Below are 17915 nucleotides of genomic sequence, written 5' to 3'. Positions count from 1 at the left end.
CATCCTTGGCCTCCAACATTTTTGGACGGCGTCCCCAAACGGTTCAGCCAAGTTCGCACAGCCACTCAGCAATACACGATTTTATGCCGGGAGCGAATATCAGTTTAAGAACACGGATGGGGCTTATCACAGTAAAGAGCCACCATAGAAAAAAGAATTTCAGCAAGTAGCAGCACATTTGCAGACATGGCGGGAGTGTGGGGCCGGTTTCAGAAAATGTAGAGGGCCATGGATGGCCCGAAACAAGCGCACATGGATGTGCTCGTAGCGGTTTTCTGAAACCGGCCCCACACACCCGCCCGCCAAGCTAGACAACGAACACCAGAGCAAACAGGCACGAACGACCTGAGGAGAACAAAAAGTGAAATTCACAGCCGAACACGAAGCCCTGAGAAAAACCGTCCGAGATTTCGTGCAGAAAGAAATTAACCCCCATTGCGACGAATGGGAAGAAGCAGGCGAATTCCCCATTCATGAGTTATTCAAGAAACTGGGCAACCTTGGTTTGCTGGGCATTCAGAAACCCGAGGAATATGGCGGCATGGGGCTGGATTACAGTTACAACCTCGTCGCTGCAGAAGAACTGGGCATGGCTCACTGTGGTGGTGTGCCTCTGGCCATTGGCGTGCAAACCGACATGTGCACCCCCGCGATATCCCGCTTCGGTTCCGACGAACTGAAACGTACCTTCCTTGCACCGGCTATTGCTGGCGACATGGTGGGCTGCATTGGTGTGAGCGAAGTAGGTGCCGGTTCTGATGTGGCAGGCCTGAAAACCACCGCCAGAAAAGACGGAGATGACTACATCATCAACGGCTCCAAAATGTGGATCACCAACAGCCCCAAGGCCGATTTTATCTGCCTGCTGGCCAATACCAGTGACGACAAGCCGCACAAGAACAAATCACTGATTGTGGTACCCATGAACTCCCCGGGCATTACCTTCAGCCCGCATCTGAACAAGCTGGGCATGCGCTCGTCCGAAACTGCCCAGATTTTCTTTGACGACGTGCGCGTCCCCCAGCGCTACCGCATCGGCGCAGAGGGCACCGGCTTCATGATGCAGATGCTGCAGTTTCAGGAAGAGCGCCTGTGGGGCGCTGCTAACGTGATCAAAGCGCTGGAAAACTGCATCGACCAGACCATTGAGTATTGCCGCGAGCGCAAGACCTTTGGCGTACCGCTGATCGACAATCAGGTTATTCACTTCCGCCTGGCCGAACTGCAGACGGAAGTAGAAGCCCTGCGTGCCCTGACCTATCAGGCCTGCGAACTGCACATTGAAGGCAAGGATGTTACCAAACTTGCCTCCATGGCCAAGCTGAAAGCCGGCCGCCTGGGCCGCGAAGTTACGGATAGCTGCCTGCAATACTGGGGCGGCAACGGCTTTATGTGGGACAACCCCGCATCCCGCGCTTACCGTGATGTCCGGCTGGTCTCTATTGGCGGCGGCGCCGATGAAATCATGCTGGGGATTATCTGCAAGCTGATGGGAACCTTGCCGGGCAAGCGCAAAGACTGAAGGTCGGCGCCAGACCGTTAGCCCGGTTGAACTCTTCAGGACACGCCCGCGAGTACGTCCCTGTAGGGCTCGATCGGGCCATCCCTGGCCCTCAACGGTCCTGAAGAGTTCAACCGGGCTAACGGCCCAAAACAATGTTCGTGGAGTCTACAGATGGAAACCTTGCCTCATTGCGAAACACTGCTTCTGGAAAAACAGGGGCCAGCCCTGCACATCACCATCAACCGGCCGGACTCCCGCAATGCCATGAGCCTGCAGATGGTGGCGGAGCTGTCCACGATCTTTACCGAAGTGGAATCTGATCCCAGCATACGCGCCGTGGTAATTCGCGGCTCGGGCGGCCACTTCTGTGCCGGCGGCGACATCAAAGACATGGCCGGCGCCCGCAACCAGAAAACCGGTGAAGGCGAGACTGACCCGCTCTACCGCCTCAACCGCGCCTTCGGGCACATGATCCAGCAAGTGAACGAATCCTCCAAAGTCGTCATCGCCATCACAGAAGGCGCCGTCATGGGCGGCGGCTTTGGCCTGGCCTGCGTATCCGACGTTGCCATCGCCGGGCCAACCGCCAAATTCGGTATGCCGGAAACCTCCCTCGGCATCATCCCGGCCCAGATCGCTCCGTTTGTGGTTGAACGCATAGGCCTGACCCAGGCCCGCCGGCTTGCGTTGCTCGGTTTGAGGATTGGAGCGGAAGAAGCCTGTTCTCTGGGCATTGTTCATCAGGCGGCAAAATCAGATGTGGAGCTTGACGACATGCTGGCCCATGCCCTGGAACGCGTTCGCCACTGTGCGCCAAACGCTACAGCAGAAACCAAAGCCCTGCTGCATCGGGTTGGCCACGAATCCATGAGTGGGCTACTCGACAGCGCCGCCGAAATGTTTGCTGCTGCGGTTAAAGGCAACGAAGGCACCGAGGGCACCATGGCGTTCATGCAGAAACGTGCCCCGGCTTGGGCAGACACGAAATAAGTTAGAGGGAGTGAGGGGCGGCGAGGGCGTATTCAGGAAATGTCGGCGGCCAAGGATGGCCGACGTCAAGCGCACATGGATGTGCTCGTAGCGGTTTCCTGAATACGCCCTCCCCGCCCCTCACGGACAGGCACAAACTTACGAGACAAGCGCTATGCTGAAAAAGCTATTAATAGCTAACCGGGGCGAAATCGCAGTCCGCGTTATTCGCACCGCCAAAGCCCTCGGATACCGCACCGTCGCCGTATACTCCGAGGCAGACGCCAACGCCATGCACACCGAACTGGCCGATGAAGCCGTTTGCATAGGGCCGGCACAAGTATCCGCGTCCTATCTGAACGCCGACGCCATACTCGATGCCGCACGCAAAACCGGCGCAGATTGCATCCACCCCGGTTACGGCTTCCTCTCTGAAAACGCCGGCTTTTCAAATGCCTGTAAAGAAGCCGGCATCGTATTCGTAGGCCCGCCCGCCAGCGCCATCGAACTCATGGGCAGCAAGCGGCGCTCCAAAATCGCCATGCAGAAAGCCGGTGTACCGGTTGTCCCCGGGTACGAAGGCAACAATGCCAGCGACGACGAACTCATGGCCGCCGCAGCCGACATCGGCTACCCGCTGATGATCAAAGCCTCTGCCGGTGGCGGTGGCCGCGGCATGCGCCTGGTAAAGAGTGAATCCGAACTGGCGGACAACATCAAACGTGCACGCTCAGAATCCAAACAGGCCTTCGGTGATGACGAGCTGATTCTCGAAAAAGCCGTTATCGAACCGCGCCATGTGGAAATACAGGTCTTTGCCGACCGCCATGGCAACGCTGTCTATCTTGGCGAGCGTGATTGCTCGGTACAGCGCCGCCATCAGAAAGTTGTTGAAGAAGCGCCCTCCCCCTTCGTGACCCCCGAACTCCGGGCCGCCATGGGCGAAGCCGCGGTAAAAGCGGCACTGGCCTGCAACTACGAAGGCGCCGGCACCGTCGAATTCCTCGTTGACAAGGGTCGTAACTTCTACTTCCTGGAAATGAATACCCGCCTGCAGGTAGAACACCCGGTTACCGAACTGATCACCGGCCAGGATCTGGTAGCCTGGCAAATGACAGTTGCCGAAGGCCTGCCGCTACCACTGGCGCAAAACCAGATTAAACTGAACGGCCATGCCATAGAAGTCCGGCTCTACGCCGAAGACCCGTCCAACGGCTTCACACCCCAAACCGGGCCGCTGCACACCTTCCAGCCTGCCGAAGGCGAGGGCTTGCGTTATGACACAGGTGTGCGCTCCGGCGACGAAGTCACACCTCACTACGACCCCATGCTCGCGAAAGTGATTGCCTGGGGTGAAAACCGCGATGAGGCCCGCCGTCGGCTGATCCGTGCGCTGGACGACACCACAGTTTTTGGCGTCACCACCAACCGGTATTTCCTGAGCCGCATCATCGCAGACAGCACCTTTGGTGCCGGCGAAGCCACCACGGCCTTCCTGCAGCAGGCCTTCAGCGATGACCCATCCCTGCAGCCAGCCAAACTGCAGATCCGCCAGCTTGCTCTTGCAGCCTGCGTACTGGCCCACGGCACCGCAGGCCAGGAAGCCTGGAGCAACGCCCCGGCCACCAATACGCCGATGAAGCTGGACACCGGTGACGAAGTTGTTGAACTGCTGGTACAAAGCAGTGGCAGCCAGCTTTCCTGCCAGTTTGGTGATGAGCGGTACGAAATGATTGTCACCAGCGTGCAGAACGGTGTCTTATGCATTATCGACAATGGTATCCGTCAGCGTTGCCAATATCACCGCAGCGGAGATTCCCTATATTTACAGGCGTTCGGAGAGTCGTGGTCGGTCACTGACCTTACTCACCAGCCAGCGGCAGGTGCCAACGGCACGGGCAGCGGGCGCATTCAGGCTTCAATGGACGGCGCCATTATTGACGTGCTGGCGGAGGCCGGGCAGACGGTTCGCCAGGGGGACACCCTGGTCATACTGGAAGCCATGAAAATGGAGCACCCGGTTAAAGCCGACTGCGACGGTGTCGTCAGCCAGGTTCTGACCAGCAAGGGCGATCAGGTGAAGCGCAACCAGTTGCTGGCAGAAATCACTGCCGGCGAATCATCCGGACAGGAGAGCAGGAAATGAACACCCTGGACAAGAAAACCGTATTTATTACCGGCGCCAGCCGGGGCATCGGCCGCGCGATCGCTCTTGCCTGTGCTCGCCAGGGCGCGAATGTTGTTATAGCTGCCAAGTCCGACACACCCCACCCGAAACTGCCGGGAACCATTTATACGGTGGCTGAGGAAGTTCGGGCAGCGGGTGGCCAGGCACTGCCTTTGGTGCTTGATGTGCGCGATGAAGAACAGATCAAACAGCGCATTGATGAAGCAGCTGGGCACTTTGGCGGCATTGACGCCCTGATCAACAACGCCGGCGCCATACGCCTGGCCGGTGTAGAGAAACTGAAGGTCAGCCGCTTTGATCTGTTGCACCAGGTCAATGCCCGTGCGGTGATGGCCTGCAGCCAGGCCGCTTTGCCCTGGCTCAAAAAATCCGGGCGCGGCCACATCCTGAGCATGTCACCACCTCTGAACCTGGACCCGAAATGGTTTGCGCACTTCGGGCCCTATACCTCCACAAAATACGCCATGACCATGATCAGCATCGGCATGGCCGAGGAGTTCAGACGTTACGGCATTGCCGTGAACACCCTTTGGCCTAAAACCATTATAGCCACTGCTGCGATTCAGCACGAAGCGGGAGGCGAACAGTTAATGGCACAAGGCCGGAAGCCAGACATTATGGCGGATGCAGCTGTAAGCATACTGAACCGACCCGTGGACCAGTTGACTGGCCAGAACCTTATTGACGAGGACGTGCTACGCCAGGACGGCGTAACCGATTTCGAAGGTTACCGATACAAAGCCGGTGATAAACCCCTGTTGCCGGACCTTTATCTGGACTAGCCTCACGGCGAGGTTATTCCGAAGCACCTGATTAACTATAAAAACATCTTACGGAAAAACCATGAACCAAGACAAAGTTACTGCGATGGATATCGCACGCAGCATGCCGGGAATAATGAAACGATTCCCGGCTATCGCCAGAGGCTTATATTACTACTCGATCAAGGATACGCAGAAAACCCTGACCCTCGGAACCCTGGTTGAAAACAACGCTGAAAAGTTCGGCAACAGGCCGGCAATTCTCTTTGAGGACCGCCGTATAACCTGGGCCGACTTCAACGCCTGGGCAAATCGCATTGCCGGTTATTTACAGGCCCAGGGGCTGAAAAAAGGTGACTCTATAGCGGTTCTTCTGGAAAACCGCCCGGAAGTGTTGGCGGTCGTTACAGGTGCCGCAAAAATCGGCGTGGCCTGCGCCATGATGAACACTTCACAGAAAGGCAAGGTGCTTGAACACAGCGCCAGGCTGGTCAGCCCGAAAATGGTGGTGGTTGGCGAGGAGCTGGTTTCTGTATTTGACGAGGTGAAAGCCAGCCTTGCACTCGACCACCCCACACCCTTCCTGTTCCTCGCCGACACCAACACCCTCAACACATTCGGCGAGGCGCCTGCCGGCTACGCCAACATGGCGCAGCAGGTCAGCACCTTCAACAGCGACAACCCGGTTCTGAGTGACCCGCCCAGAACCGGTGACACGGCAATTTATCTGTTCACCTCTGGCACAACCGGCCTGCCCAAGGCTGCCCCGGGTTCGCACAACAAGTTCCTGAAGGCCTATGGTGGCTTCGGCTTGATGTCGCTGTCTATGAAACCTGAAGACGTTTTCTACTGCACCCTGCCGCTTTATCACGGCACCGGCCTTGTGGTTTGCTGGGGCTCGGTGCTGGCCGGAGGCTCAGCTTTTGCACTACGCCGCAAGTTTTCCGCCAGCGCCTTCTGGGACGACGTGCGCCGTTACGATGCGACCGTATTCGGCTACATCGGCGAACTCTGCCGCTATCTGCTGAACCAGCCCCCAAGCGATCAGGACAGAAACCACCGACTGACCAAGATGCTCGGTAACGGTTTGCGCCCCTCAATCTGGAAGGAGTTCAAGGAGCGGTTTGGCATCGAGACTATCGCAGAGCTCTACGCCTCCAGCGAGGGCAACATTGGCTTCAGTAACTTTTTTAACCAGGATAATACCGTTGGGTTGTCCACCGCACCCTACAAACTGGTGAAGTTCCACGACGGCACCCGCGACCCGATCCGGAATGACAAGGGTATGCTGCAGGAAGTGGCAAAAGGCCAACCCGGCCTGCTCATCGGCGAAATCACCAAGAAGTGGTCGTTTGAGGGCTACACCCAGAAAGAAGCCACGGAAAAATCCATCCTGCGCGATGCGTTCAAGAAAGGCGATGCCTGGTTCAACACCGGCGATGTGTTGAAAGAAATCGGCTGCCGCCATTTGCAGTTTGTGGATCGAATGGGGGACACCTTCCGCTGGAAAGGCGAAAATGTTTCAACCAATGAAGTTGAGAACATCATCGATGGTTCCGGAATGGTAGAAGAAGCCATTGTTTACGGGGTGGAGATTCCGAAAACCAACGGCAAGGCGGGAATGGTAACGCTGGTACCGAACAAGAATAATTTCGATATCAACAAGCTCCTGGCCTACATGCGGGATAACCTGCCGGCCTACGCGGTACCGGTATTTGTGCGCGTCACCGGGGCCATCGAGAAAACGGGTACCTTCAAGTATCGCAAGGTGGATATCCAGAAAGCCGGTTACACTCTGGAGCGACCCAATGAGGAGGTTTATGTGCGGCTGCCCAAAACAGAGGGCTACACATTGCTGACCCCGGAGCTGGTTTCGGATATTGATTCCGGGCAGTTTAACTTCTGACTTGGGCTTGGCCTGAAACTTCGGGCCATTGCCTATAACTCTGCGGACTGCGTTGGTGGGAGCCCCCTCCCAAAAACCGCTACGAGCACATCCATGTGCACTTGACTGCGGCCATCCATGGCCGCAGTCATTTTTGGGAGGGGGCTCCCACCAACGCGACCAGACATACCTACTCGCCTGCAACAAAAAACCTGAGATATCAAAGCCGCACAAAGGGTCAACAGGAACAATGCCTAGAAAATCATTAGCCAGAATCATTTGAGTTTCGATATATCTGAGAAGCCAGGAAGCCTTGGCTGACAGGCCTCCCCCAAAATGTTGGAGGCCATGGATGGCCGGAAACAAGCGCACATGGACGTGCTCGTAGCGGTTTTGGGGGAGGCCTGTCAGCCAAGGCTTTGAACCAGAACCGTCAGGCTACAGCCAGACCAAAACTCAGGAGCCAACCTTCAGCACCACCTTCCCGGTAGCACGCCGCTCAGTCAGGGCACCCAACGCCTTGGCGTAATCCTCGAACTCGTAGACTTCGCTGACTTTTGGATCAATTTTACCTGCAGCGTAGAGCTTCATCAGCTCCATCATGTTCTGAGCACTTGCCTCCGGCTCCCGCTGGGTGAAGCTGCCCCAGAACACGCCGACAACTGAACAGCCCTTCAGCAGCGGCAGGTTCGCGGGAATCCTGGGGATCTCACCGGCGGCGAAGCCGATGATCAGGTGGCGGCCGTTCCAGGCCATGGCACGCAGGGCCTGCTCTGTGAAATCGCCACCGACAGGATCGTAGATCACATCCACGCCTTTGCTACTGGTCAGGCGCTTTACCGCGTCTTTCAGGGGCTCTTGCGTGTAATTGATCAGCTCATCCGCACCGGCAGCTTTGGCGACCTCCAGCTTCGCCGCGGAACTGGCGGCGGCGATTACCCGGGCGCCCATGGCTTTGCCTAACTCTACAGTTGCCAGGCCCACGCCGCCGCTGGCGCCCAGTACCAGAAGGCTTTCGCCCGGCTGGATATTGGCGCGCTGTTTGAGGGCGTAGTAGGACGTGCCGTATACCATGGTAAAGGCAGCGGCTTTCTCGTCGCTCATGCCTTCCGGTATCGGCAGCAGGTTGTGCTCGGGCACGATCACTTCCTCAGCAAAGGCGCCGTAACCGGTCAGGCCGGCTACCCGGTCACCGGCTTTGAAGCGGGTTACCTTGTCCCCTGTTGCAATGACTTCACCCGACAACTCTCCACCCGGTGAGAACGGCATGGCTGGTTTAAGCTGGTACTTGCCTTCGATAATCAGAGTATCGGGAAAGTTCAGGCCTGCGGCTTTTACGCGAACCTTTACACCACGGCCTTTGGCCTCCGGGCTCGGCACGTCTTCAATGACCAGGTTTTCAGCCGGGCCATATTCTTTGCAGAGGATCGCTTTCATGGGAGCTCCTTTTGATAAAATTCTGTTTTTATTGAATTACGTCAAGCTAAACAGACTCGGCCCATGAAGCAAATAAAGAACCTTTATCCACTTCAATAAACGCGATTTATAACCTACCTATACACTAACGGCCCGGAGGTGAATCAGGCGCGGTTTTCCGCTATCCTTCGCCCTCCTGATCCGATCCGCTCACAAACCATCTGCCTTCCTTTCAGGGTTTCCTATGCCAGACATTGTCTATTCACTTGAAATGATTGGGATTGTTGCCTTCGCAATATCAGGCATGATGGTTGCCCGCTCCAAGAATATGGATCCGGTCGGGGTTTTCACCATTGGATTTATTACCGCTCTGGGCGGCGGCACCCTGCGCGACCTCATTATGGCAAACCACCCGGTTTACTGGATCAAGCACGAAGAACAGCCCATTCTGATTCTTGCCATGGCGGTTGTATTCAGCTACTGGAAGCACACGGAGCGTATTCGCCCCTCCTGGATCGTATTTCCGGATGCCATAGGCCTCGGCACTTTCTCGATACTCGGGGCGCAGCTGGCGCTCGACCTGGGCCACTCCTGGTTTATCGCGTCACTGCTCGGCGTGATGACCGGAACATTCGGCGGCGCCCTGCGCGATACCCTGTGTAACGAGGTGCCGTTTATTTTCCGCAAGGACCAGATTTACGCGTCCATATCGTTTGCGGGATGCTGGCTCTACTTCCTGTGCCAGTGGGCCCTGCAAAGCGAAGCCCTGTCGCTCACGATTGGCCTGCTTTTTATTGTGATTGTCCGGATGGCGGCGGTGCGTTTCGATATCCGCTTGCAACGCGATCCGATGTGAATCCGGTGCCTGGGCACGCCTGTATGGAACCTTCAATCATCTCTTGGCCTGAGCCCTCTCAGCCGGTAAGATTGCCGTTTTTTCACGCACCACTCTTAACACTGTAAACAGACTCCGCAACTCCACACTCTGGCATCCTGAGAGGCAGACTCCCGTCATGCTCGAAAGATTATTCCAACTTCAGGCCCACGGCACCAACGTTCATAGAGAACTGGTTGCAGGCATCACCACTTTCCTGACCATGGCGTATATCATCGTGGTCAACCCCAGCATTCTGTCTTCCACTGGCATGGATTTCGGGGCAGTGTTTGTTGCCACCTGCGTGGCAGCAGCCATCGGCACGCTGATCATGGGCCTTTGGGCAAACTACCCGATCGCTCTCGCTCCGGGCATGGGGTTGAACGCCTTTTTCTCGTTCACGGTTGTGGGCAGTCTCGGTTACAGCTGGCAGGTAGCGCTGGGCGCAGTCTTCCTCTCCGGCCTGATTTTCTTCCTGCTGAGTATTTTCAGGATTCGCGAATGGATCATCAACAGCATCCCCATGTCCCTGCGCTTCGGCATTTCTGCCGGTATTGGTTTTTTCCTGGCGCTGATTGCCCTTAAAAATGCCGGCGTGGTAGTCGACAACCCGGCAACGCTGGTTGGCCTGGGTGAGTTGAAAACCGCAGAAAGCCTGCTGTTCTTCGGTGGGTTTGTACTGATCTGTGCGCTGTCGTTCCGGCGTATAACCGGTGCCGTCATGATTGGTATTATTGCGGTGACAATAATTGCCATGATGCTGGGCATGGTGGAGTACAAAGGCTTTGCTTCTGCGCCACCGAGCCTTGCGCCCACGTTTATGCAGCTTGATATCGCCGGCGCCCTGAATGTGGGCATGATCAGTATTGTGTTCGCATTTCTGTTCGTGGATCTATTCGACACCTCCGGCACGCTGATTGGTGCCGCCCAACGCGGCGGGCTTCTGGATAAAGATGGCAAGCTGCCAAGGCTTGGCCGTGCGCTGATGTCCGACTCCGTTGCAACCATGTCCGGTGCGGCCCTGGGCACTTCAACCACTACCAGTTACATTGAATCCACCGCAGGCATCTCCGCCGGCGGTCGCACCGGGCTCACGGCTGTCGTTGTCGCCCTTCTGTTCCTTGCCAGCCTGCTTTTGTCTCCCATCGCCAGCATCATTCCGGCCTACGCCACAGCGCCGGCGCTGCTGTACGTTGCGGTGTTGATGGCCAGTGGCCTGAAACTGATAGACTGGGACGACATTACAGATGCGGCACCTGCTGTTGTTACCGCGCTGATGATGCCGTTAACCTTTTCCATCGCCAACGGTATTGCCCTGGGCTTTATCACTTACACCGTTATTAAAGCCCTGAGTGGGCGCTGGACTGACCTGAACGCCAGTGTGGTGGTGATCTCTGCGGTGTTCATCCTGAAATTCATTTTTCTGGACGCAGCCTGAGCTGCGCCCGGGCCGAGAGCCTGATTTTTATGGATTATTTCTCCCAAAGCATCAAACAAGCTATCCGCACTGTGCCAGACTGGCCCAAGCCCGGTGTTGCCTTTCGTGACATCACCACGGTTCTACAAGACAAGACAGCCTTCCGGAAACTGATTGATGCCTTTGTCCACCGTTACCACGGCCACAAGATTGACGCTGTGGCCGCGGTGGATGCCCGCGGATTTATCATAGGCTCGGCCCTCGCCTATGAGCTTAATGCGTCACTGGTTCTGGTGCGCAAGAAAGGCAAGCTGCCATTCGATACCCTGGTGGAAGACTACGAACTTGAGTACGGAACCGCTTCCGTAGAGCTGCACCAGGACGCGTTCAAACCCGGCGATAACGTAATACTGGTTGACGACCTGATTGCCACCGGCGGCACCATGCTGGCAGCGGCCCGGCTGATCCGCCGTATTGGCGCTAACATTGTAGAAGTTGCGGCCATGATCGACCTGCCCGATCTTGGCGGGTCCGCCAGGCTGCAGGAAGAGGGCCTGAAGGTCTATACTGTGTGCTCATTCGAGGGCGAATAAAGGTTTTGTCCTCCAACACCATTCATAGTGCATTTTGAGCGCTCCGGGAGGACACCATGGATCATTACCAGCACCATTGGAAAGACGGCACTCCGGTGCACCTGCCTCTGGGAAAGGTTGTTTGCGTTGGCCGCAATTACGCAGAACACGCCAAAGAGCTTGACAACCCGGTACCTTCAGAGCCTCTGTTGTTTATAAAACCGGCAACCGCTGCCGTGCATGTAACGCGCCCTCTTGTACTCCCGGCCAACCAGGGGCAGGTGCATTTCGAAACCGAACTGGCGGTACTTATTGGCAAGCCCCTCACTAATGCGTCTGCCAGTGAAGCCCAGGCCGCTGTTCTTGGTTATGGCCTGGCACTGGACCTGACCCTTCGCGACCTGCAAAACCAGTTGAAAGAAAAGGGACACCCCTGGGAGCGGGCGAAAGCCTTTGATGGCGCCTGCCCACTGTCTCCGTTTGTGGCCGCCGAGCATTTCCGCAAAAATCATATCCTGTTCAGCCTGGATATCAACGGGCAGCCTCAGCAAAGCGGCGATACCCGGGACATGCTCTTCCCCATCATCCCGCTGCTGGCTCATATAAGCCGCCACTTCACGCTTCTGCCCGGCGATGTGGTTCTTACCGGCACTCCGAAAGGTGTGGGCCCGCTGCATTCCGGGCAGATTCTGGCTCTGCAGCTGGAAGATCAGTTGTCTGTCTCCACCAAAGTGGTTTAACTTGAGCAGGCACAATCTTTCTATCTGAAGGGCACGTATAGTCAGGCATGGCAAAAAAACCGGTTACCTCACGTAGTGGTCGTTTCTTCAAGCTTGCGGGCATGACCGCCTCTGTGGCGGGGCAGTATGCCGGTCAGAAAGCCCGCAGCCTGTTCAGCAGCGAGAACGACGATGGTGCTCGCAGCGAGAGTTACACCCGCATGGCCAGCCGTATCACCGATACGCTCGGCGAAATGAAAGGGGCGGCCATGAAGGTGGGCCAGATCGCCTCGCAGACCCAGGATTTCCTGCCCCGGGAGTTTTCGGATGCGCTGCAGAAGCTTCAGAAAGAAGCGCCGCCCATGCCTTTCGAGATCATTCTTGAGCAGATTGAGGCCGAACTGGGCAAACCGGTTGGCGAGTTGTTTGAGTATCTTCAGGAACAACCCTACGCAGCGGCCTCCATTGGTCAGGTACACCGGGCCCGGCTGCACGATGGCACGGATGTGATCGTAAAGGTGCAGTACCCGGGTGTGGATGAGTCCTGCGATTCTGATCTGAAACAGCTACGCCTTGCCCTGAAGCTTGGCGGCCTGTTGAAGATGCCGAAGGAGTCGGTTGACCAGCTGTTCACGGAGATTCGTGAGCGCCTGCGGGAAGAACTGGATTACGAGAATGAGGCCCGCAACATTGAGCTGTTCCGGGAGTTTCACAAGAATGATGCCTGGGTCGCCATTCCTGCTGTGATTCACAGCCATTCTACCCGCCATGTGCTCACTCTGGAGCTGGAGGAAGGCGACCACGTCAGCGAGGTCACACCAGAGCGCTACGATCAGGCCACCATCAATCTGATCGGCCATCGCATGTTTACGACCATGGCGGATCAGTTATTCCGTTTTCAGTGTATCCATGGAGACCCTCACGCCGGCAATTTTGCGTACCGGCCGGATGGCAGCATTGTGATGTACGATTTCGGCTGTGTGAAAAAGCTGAAGCCGGAGATTGTTGAAGCCTATCGTAATGCGGTTACAGCAGCGCTGGCACAGGATTACAAGGCGCTGGATGCATACCTGATTGATCTGGGTGCGCGGGTTGGGAGTCAGCCGGCTATTGATGAGGCTTACTACGCGATGTGGCGGGATATCCTTGTGGTGCCTTTTGACACGGAGCAGCCTTACGATTTTGGTGAGGCCAATATTCATAAACAGGTGGCGGCCAAGACAAGTACGGTGTTCAAATATCTGGATTCGTTCAAGCCGCCGGTTGAGAGTATTTTTATTGACCGGATGATCGCGGGGCACTACTGGATGCTGAAGCGGCTGGGGGTTCAGGCTGCTTTTGGTGAGGAGCTTCGGCGGTATCTTGCGGAGTCGCCCTGATTGGTGTGTTTGGTGCTGACGGCCTTGGCTAAGCAGTATCTCCAGCTACCTGGCTAAAAACTTCGCTGCCCACTCCGCAACGCCCTCACCCGCACCTTTTCGGATAACCCTCGCACGGGAAACACCCGCTGTTTCACCGGGGTCTATCACCGTGATGGGCACATCCCGCTCCACTTCATGCACCAGCCCGGCAGCGGGGTAAACTTGTAACGAGGTGCCAACGATCAGCAGGTCGTCTGCGGTGCGCACTATGTCGGCTGCTTTCTCCAGCATGGGAACTTCTTCGCCAAACCAGACGATGTGAGGGCGCAGTTGCTCGCCGTACTCGCATTTTTCGCCAGGTTTTATGTCCCGGTAGCCTATGTTGTAAATCAACTCCGGGTTGACCGAGCTTCGGGCTTTGGTGAGTTCGCCGTGCAGGTGGATTACGTTGCTGGAGCCGCCGCGTTCGTGCAGATCGTCGACGTTCTGGGTAACGATCGTTACACGGTGGTGTTTTTCCAGTTCGCCCAGCAGTTTGTGGGCACGGTTTGGCTGGGCTTTGGCAAGTTGGCGCCGGCGTTCGTTGTAGAAGCGCAGCACCAGCTCCTGATTACGGGCGAAGGCTTCAGGGGTGGCAACGTCGTATACACTGTGCTGCTCCCAGAGGCCGCCGTTGTCACGGAAGGTGGAGAGGCCGCTTTCGGCGCTGATGCCAGCGCCGGTGAGTACTACAATGTGCCTTTGCATCAGTCAAAGATCTTGCCTGGGTTGATTATGCCGTTGGGATCAAATACCTGTTTGATTCCTTTCAGATAAGCAATTTCCGCTTCGCTGCGGGTGTACTTCAGGTAGGGCTTTTTGGTCATGCCTACGCCGTGTTCGGCGGAGACGCTGCCCTGGTATTTCTCGACGATTTCAAACACCCACTTGTTCACCTGCTGGCATTTTTCGAAGAAGTCTTCTTTGGCCATGTTTTCCGGTTTCAGGATGTTGAGGTGCAGGTTACCATCGCCAATGTGACCGAACCAGATGATCTCGAAGTCGGGGTAATGGGTGGTCACCACTTTATCAATTTCCTGCAGGAACCCCGGTACTTTGGAAACCACTACGGAAATGTCGTTTTTGTAGGGTGTGCGGGGCGCAATGGATTCGGAAATACGTTCACGCAACTGCCAGAGGTTATGGGCCTGGGTTTCGCTCTGGCTGATCACACCGTCCAGTACCCAGCCGTTTTCCATGCATTGCTCGAACAGGCTCATGGCATCGTCCATTACCTGGTCTGACGTCGCTTCAAATTCCAGTAGTGCGTAGTAAGGCGCTTCGGTCTCAAACGGCGCCGGCACCTGGCCATGGGCCAGAACGTGCGCCATGGCCTGGTGCGAGAAGAATTCGTAAGCGGTCAGGTCAAGGCCACTCTGGAAGGTTTTGAGCACGTCCATGGTGTTGCCAAGGTCGTTGAGCCCGAGCACCAGGACTGTGAGATTATCCGGCTGGCGCGAGAGCTTCATGGTGGCTTCGGTAATAAAGCCCAGGGTACCTTCGGCGCCGATGAACAGGTGGCGCAGGTCGTAACCGGTGTTGTTTTTTTCCAGATTCTTGTTCAGATCAAGAATATCGCCTTTGCCGGTGACCACTTTCAGTCCGGCCACCCAGTCGCGGCTCATGCCGTAGCGGATCACCTTGATGCCGCCGGCATTGGTGGAGAGGTTACCACCAAGCTGGCTGGAACCGGCGGAGGCGAAATCCACCGGGTAGTAAAGATTGTTTTCTTCGGCAAAATTCTGCAGCTGTTCGGTTACAACACCGGCCTGGCAGCGAACCAGCCGGTCACTGGCATTGAAATCCAGGATCTGGTTCATGTTGTCGAAGGCAACAACCACCTCGCCTTTGGCGGCAACGGCGCCGGCACTCAGCCCGGTGCGACCACCTGAAGGAACCAGTGCTACATTGTGCTCATTGGCAAACTTCACCAGAGCCTGAACCTGTTCGGTGGTTTTCGGGAGCACTATGGCCAGGGGGTTGGGGGCGTATATGCGCGTCCAGTCCTTGCCATAGCTATCGAGATCAGCGGCGTCAGTCAGTACCTTTCCAGGCGCCTCGCTGGTGGCGACCAGCTCTTTCAGGGAAGCAATGATCTGTTCAGAGTTCATGAATGCATCAGTCTCGTCAGGGTTGCGCCAGGCTCACTGAAAAAAGGGCTCCGGACAAAAAGTTATCCGCGCACTTGATTCAGGCGAACCAGCACACTGTGAAAAGTTGCTTTTATGGTATCATACCGCCCCTGTTCTGTGAGCCAGCCCCGACGATCACTGGCTGCAGGTCATTTCATGCGATGAAAGGTTCGGAATCAAAGCCCATGTCAACGACGTCTCTCGAAAAGAGCAAAATCCGCATTCTGCTGCTGGAAGGCGTGCATCAGTCCGCACTGGATACCCTGAATGCCGCCGGCTACACAAACATTGAGTACCTCAGCCACTCGCTGGCCGAGGAGGATCTGATTGAGAAGATTGCCGATGCGCATTTTGTCGGCATTCGCTCACGCACCCAGTTGACTGAGAAAGTATTCGGGGCTGCCAAAAAGCTGGTTGCCGTGGGCTGTTTCTGTATTGGCACCAACCAGGTGGATCTGCAGGCGGCCACCCGTCGCGGTATCGCTGTATTCAACGCGCCTTTCTCCAACACCCGCAGTGTTGCCGAACTGGTTCTGGCACAGGCTATTTTGCTGCTGCGCGGCGTACCCGAAAAAAACGCCAAGGCGCATCGCGGTGAATGGCAGAAATCGGCAAAAAACAGTTACGAGATCCGTGGCAAAAAGCTGGGTATCATCGGGTACGGCAACATTGGCACCCAGTTCAGCGTTCTGGCCGAAAGCCTGGGCATGGACGTGTATTTCTACGATGTGGTTTCCAAATTGCCGATCGGCAACGCCACCCAGGTAGGCAGCATGCAGGAACTGCTTAACATCGCCGATGTTGTGAGCCTGCACGTACCGGAAACGCCGGCCACCAAGTACATGTTCAAGGCCGAGCAGCTGGCGCAGATGAAGCCTGGCTCCATTCTGATGAACGCATCCCGGGGTACAGTTGTTGATATTGACGCACTGGCTGACACCCTGAGAAGCGGAAAGCTGCTGGGTGCTGCGATTGATGTTTTCCCGGTTGAGCCCAAGTCCAACGATGAAGAGTTCGTTTCTCCACTGCGGGAATTTGACAACGTAATCCTGACTCCCCATGTGGGCGGCTCTACCATTGAAGCCCAGGAAAACATTGGGCGTGAAGTTGCTGAAAAGCTGGCTATGTACAGTGACAATGGAACGTCTGTTTCCTCTGTCAACTTCCCGGAAGTTGCATTGCCTTCACATCCTAACCAGCACCGCCTGTTGCATATTCACGAGAACGTGCCGGGTGTTATGTCGGAGATCAACCAGGTGTTCTCGGAGAACGACATCAACGTGTGCGGCCAGTACCTGCAAACCAAGGAAGATATTGGCTACGTGGTTATTGACGTAGACAAGGCCTACGGTGAACTTGCACTGGAAAAGCTGCTCCAGGTAAAGGGTACCATCCGGGCGCGCGTGCTTTTCTGAGCACTGCCAGCCCCGACAAACCGGAGCCTTGTGCTCCGGTTTTTTTTGCCTGCCGGCACACTAAAGAATGTTAATTTTTTCAGCCTTGATATAAACCTCTCGCGGTTCCAGTTAGTAAGTGTGACACGGCCAACTTTACGTTAATCTGGTTTGGCCGGTCACACCCATTCCCTGACCAGATGAGTACAGTCAATATCGAAGCATGATCAACTGCTATCATCAGTGCAGATAGATCAACCATTGAGTACCATCAGAAGGAGAGATTTATGTCGCTGAAAGATTCATTGCAGAAGAAGCTTGAAACTCAGACCGAAGCCTGGCGCGAGCAGGTGGACAAACTGAAGCAGGATGCAGAAACCCGCAAGGCTGAAGCTAAAGATGAACAGGCCGAAGCCGAGATTCAGAAACAGTTTTCCGAAAAAATCCAGGCTCTGGAAAGCAATATTGACGCGGCCACCAGCAAACTCGCCGATATCCGTGAGGCGGGTGAGGACAGGCTCTCGGACATGAAAGACCAGATCGACAGTTGGCTGTCCGGCAGCAACGACAAAACCGGCCAATCAAGCAGCAACGACCAAACCAGCCAATGATACAGAGCCAGGAAGCCCCGCCATCTGAGGATCGCGGGGCTTCTTTTTTGCCCGCTAAAACCAGGCAGTCTTA

General features: G+C 56.0%; 15 protein-coding genes. 12 read left to right on the top strand and 3 right to left on the bottom strand.

From position 1 onward, the window contains the following. Positions 1–361 precede the first annotated feature (361 nt). The 5 genes from atuD to CDH48_RS01995 all read left to right on the top strand — a co-directional run bounded on the left by atuD (position 362) and on the right by CDH48_RS01995 (position 7328). On the top strand, positions 362–1522 hold the full coding sequence (gene atuD, locus CDH48_RS02015; protein ID WP_100687019.1) for a citronellyl-CoA dehydrogenase: 1161 nt from the start codon (positions 362–364) through the stop codon (positions 1520–1522). A gap of 153 nt (positions 1523–1675) precedes the next feature. Beyond that, entirely contained in the window at positions 1676–2494 is an 819-nt protein-coding gene (locus CDH48_RS02010) for an enoyl-CoA hydratase/isomerase family protein (RefSeq protein ID WP_100687018.1), read from the top strand. 154 nt (positions 2495–2648) lie between these two features. Next, positions 2649–4619, top strand: coding sequence for an acetyl/propionyl/methylcrotonyl-CoA carboxylase subunit alpha (locus CDH48_RS02005; protein WP_100687017.1), 1971 nt, complete (start codon positions 2649–2651; stop codon positions 4617–4619). Continuing rightward, positions 4616–5443, top strand: coding sequence for an SDR family oxidoreductase (locus tag CDH48_RS02000; protein WP_100687016.1), 828 nt, complete (start codon positions 4616–4618; stop codon positions 5441–5443). Before CDH48_RS02005 ends, CDH48_RS02000 begins: the two co-directional genes overlap by 4 nt. Before the next feature lie 61 nt (positions 5444–5504). Then, the gene (locus CDH48_RS01995) at positions 5505–7328 is read left to right on the top strand and encodes a long-chain-acyl-CoA synthetase (RefSeq protein ID WP_100687015.1); all 1824 of its coding nucleotides are present in this window, start codon (positions 5505–5507) and stop codon (positions 7326–7328) included. A gap of 435 nt (positions 7329–7763) precedes the next feature. On the opposite strand, the gene CDH48_RS01990 is transcribed toward CDH48_RS01995, so the two are convergent. Then, positions 7764–8744, bottom strand: a complete 981-nt coding sequence (locus tag CDH48_RS01990; RefSeq protein ID WP_100687014.1) for an NADPH:quinone oxidoreductase family protein — start codon at positions 8742–8744, stop codon at positions 7764–7766. Between the two features lie 223 nt (positions 8745–8967). Between CDH48_RS01990 and CDH48_RS01985 the strand changes: the two genes are divergently transcribed. From CDH48_RS01985 to CDH48_RS01965, 5 genes are all read left to right on the top strand, one after another. Further along, positions 8968–9579 (top strand): trimeric intracellular cation channel family protein, encoded by a 612-nt coding sequence (locus tag CDH48_RS01985; protein ID WP_100687013.1) that lies wholly within the window; start codon positions 8968–8970, stop codon positions 9577–9579. A 157-nt stretch (positions 9580–9736) separates the two neighbouring features. After that, positions 9737–11035, top strand: coding sequence for an NCS2 family permease (locus CDH48_RS01980; RefSeq protein ID WP_100687012.1), 1299 nt, complete (start codon positions 9737–9739; stop codon positions 11033–11035). A gap of 29 nt (positions 11036–11064) precedes the next feature. Continuing rightward, on the top strand, positions 11065–11607 hold the full coding sequence (locus CDH48_RS01975; protein ID WP_100687011.1) for an adenine phosphoribosyltransferase: 543 nt from the start codon (positions 11065–11067) through the stop codon (positions 11605–11607). A 56-nt stretch (positions 11608–11663) separates the two neighbouring features. After that, a complete protein-coding gene (locus CDH48_RS01970) occupies positions 11664–12326 on the top strand; it encodes a fumarylacetoacetate hydrolase family protein (RefSeq protein WP_100687010.1) in 663 nt (220 codons plus the stop codon). 47 nt (positions 12327–12373) lie between these two features. Beyond that, a complete protein-coding gene (locus tag CDH48_RS01965) occupies positions 12374–13684 on the top strand; it encodes an ABC1 kinase family protein (RefSeq protein ID WP_100687009.1) in 1311 nt (436 codons plus the stop codon). 45 nt (positions 13685–13729) lie between these two features. On the opposite strand, the gene CDH48_RS01960 is transcribed toward CDH48_RS01965, so the two are convergent. Both CDH48_RS01960 and CDH48_RS01955 read right to left on the bottom strand, forming a co-directional pair. Further along, the gene (locus tag CDH48_RS01960) at positions 13730–14413 is read right to left on the bottom strand and encodes an SIR2 family NAD-dependent protein deacylase (RefSeq protein ID WP_100687008.1); all 684 of its coding nucleotides are present in this window, start codon (positions 14411–14413) and stop codon (positions 13730–13732) included. Further along, a complete protein-coding gene (locus tag CDH48_RS01955) occupies positions 14413–15816 on the bottom strand; it encodes an FAD-binding oxidoreductase (protein WP_100687007.1) in 1404 nt (467 codons plus the stop codon). Before CDH48_RS01955 ends, CDH48_RS01960 begins: the two co-directional genes overlap by 1 nt. A 206-nt stretch (positions 15817–16022) precedes the next feature. Between CDH48_RS01955 and serA the strand changes: the two genes are divergently transcribed. Together serA and CDH48_RS01945 are read left to right on the top strand one after the other, a co-directional pair. After that, the gene (gene serA, locus CDH48_RS01950; RefSeq protein WP_100687207.1) at positions 16023–17252 is read left to right on the top strand and encodes a phosphoglycerate dehydrogenase; all 1230 of its coding nucleotides are present in this window, start codon (positions 16023–16025) and stop codon (positions 17250–17252) included. Between the two features lie 266 nt (positions 17253–17518). Then, positions 17519–17842 carry a sll1863 family stress response protein gene (locus tag CDH48_RS01945; protein ID WP_100687006.1) on the top strand — a complete coding sequence of 108 codons (324 nt, stop codon included), beginning with the start codon at positions 17519–17521 and terminating at the stop codon, positions 17840–17842. Positions 17843–17915 lie beyond the last annotated feature (73 nt).

The sequence above is a fragment of the Marinobacter aromaticivorans genome (assembly GCF_002806975.1).
GTDB lineage: Bacteria > Pseudomonadota > Gammaproteobacteria > Pseudomonadales > Oleiphilaceae > Marinobacter > Marinobacter aromaticivorans.
Note: the sequence above shows the minus strand (reverse complement) of the source record. Positions and strands in the feature narration are given on the sequence as shown.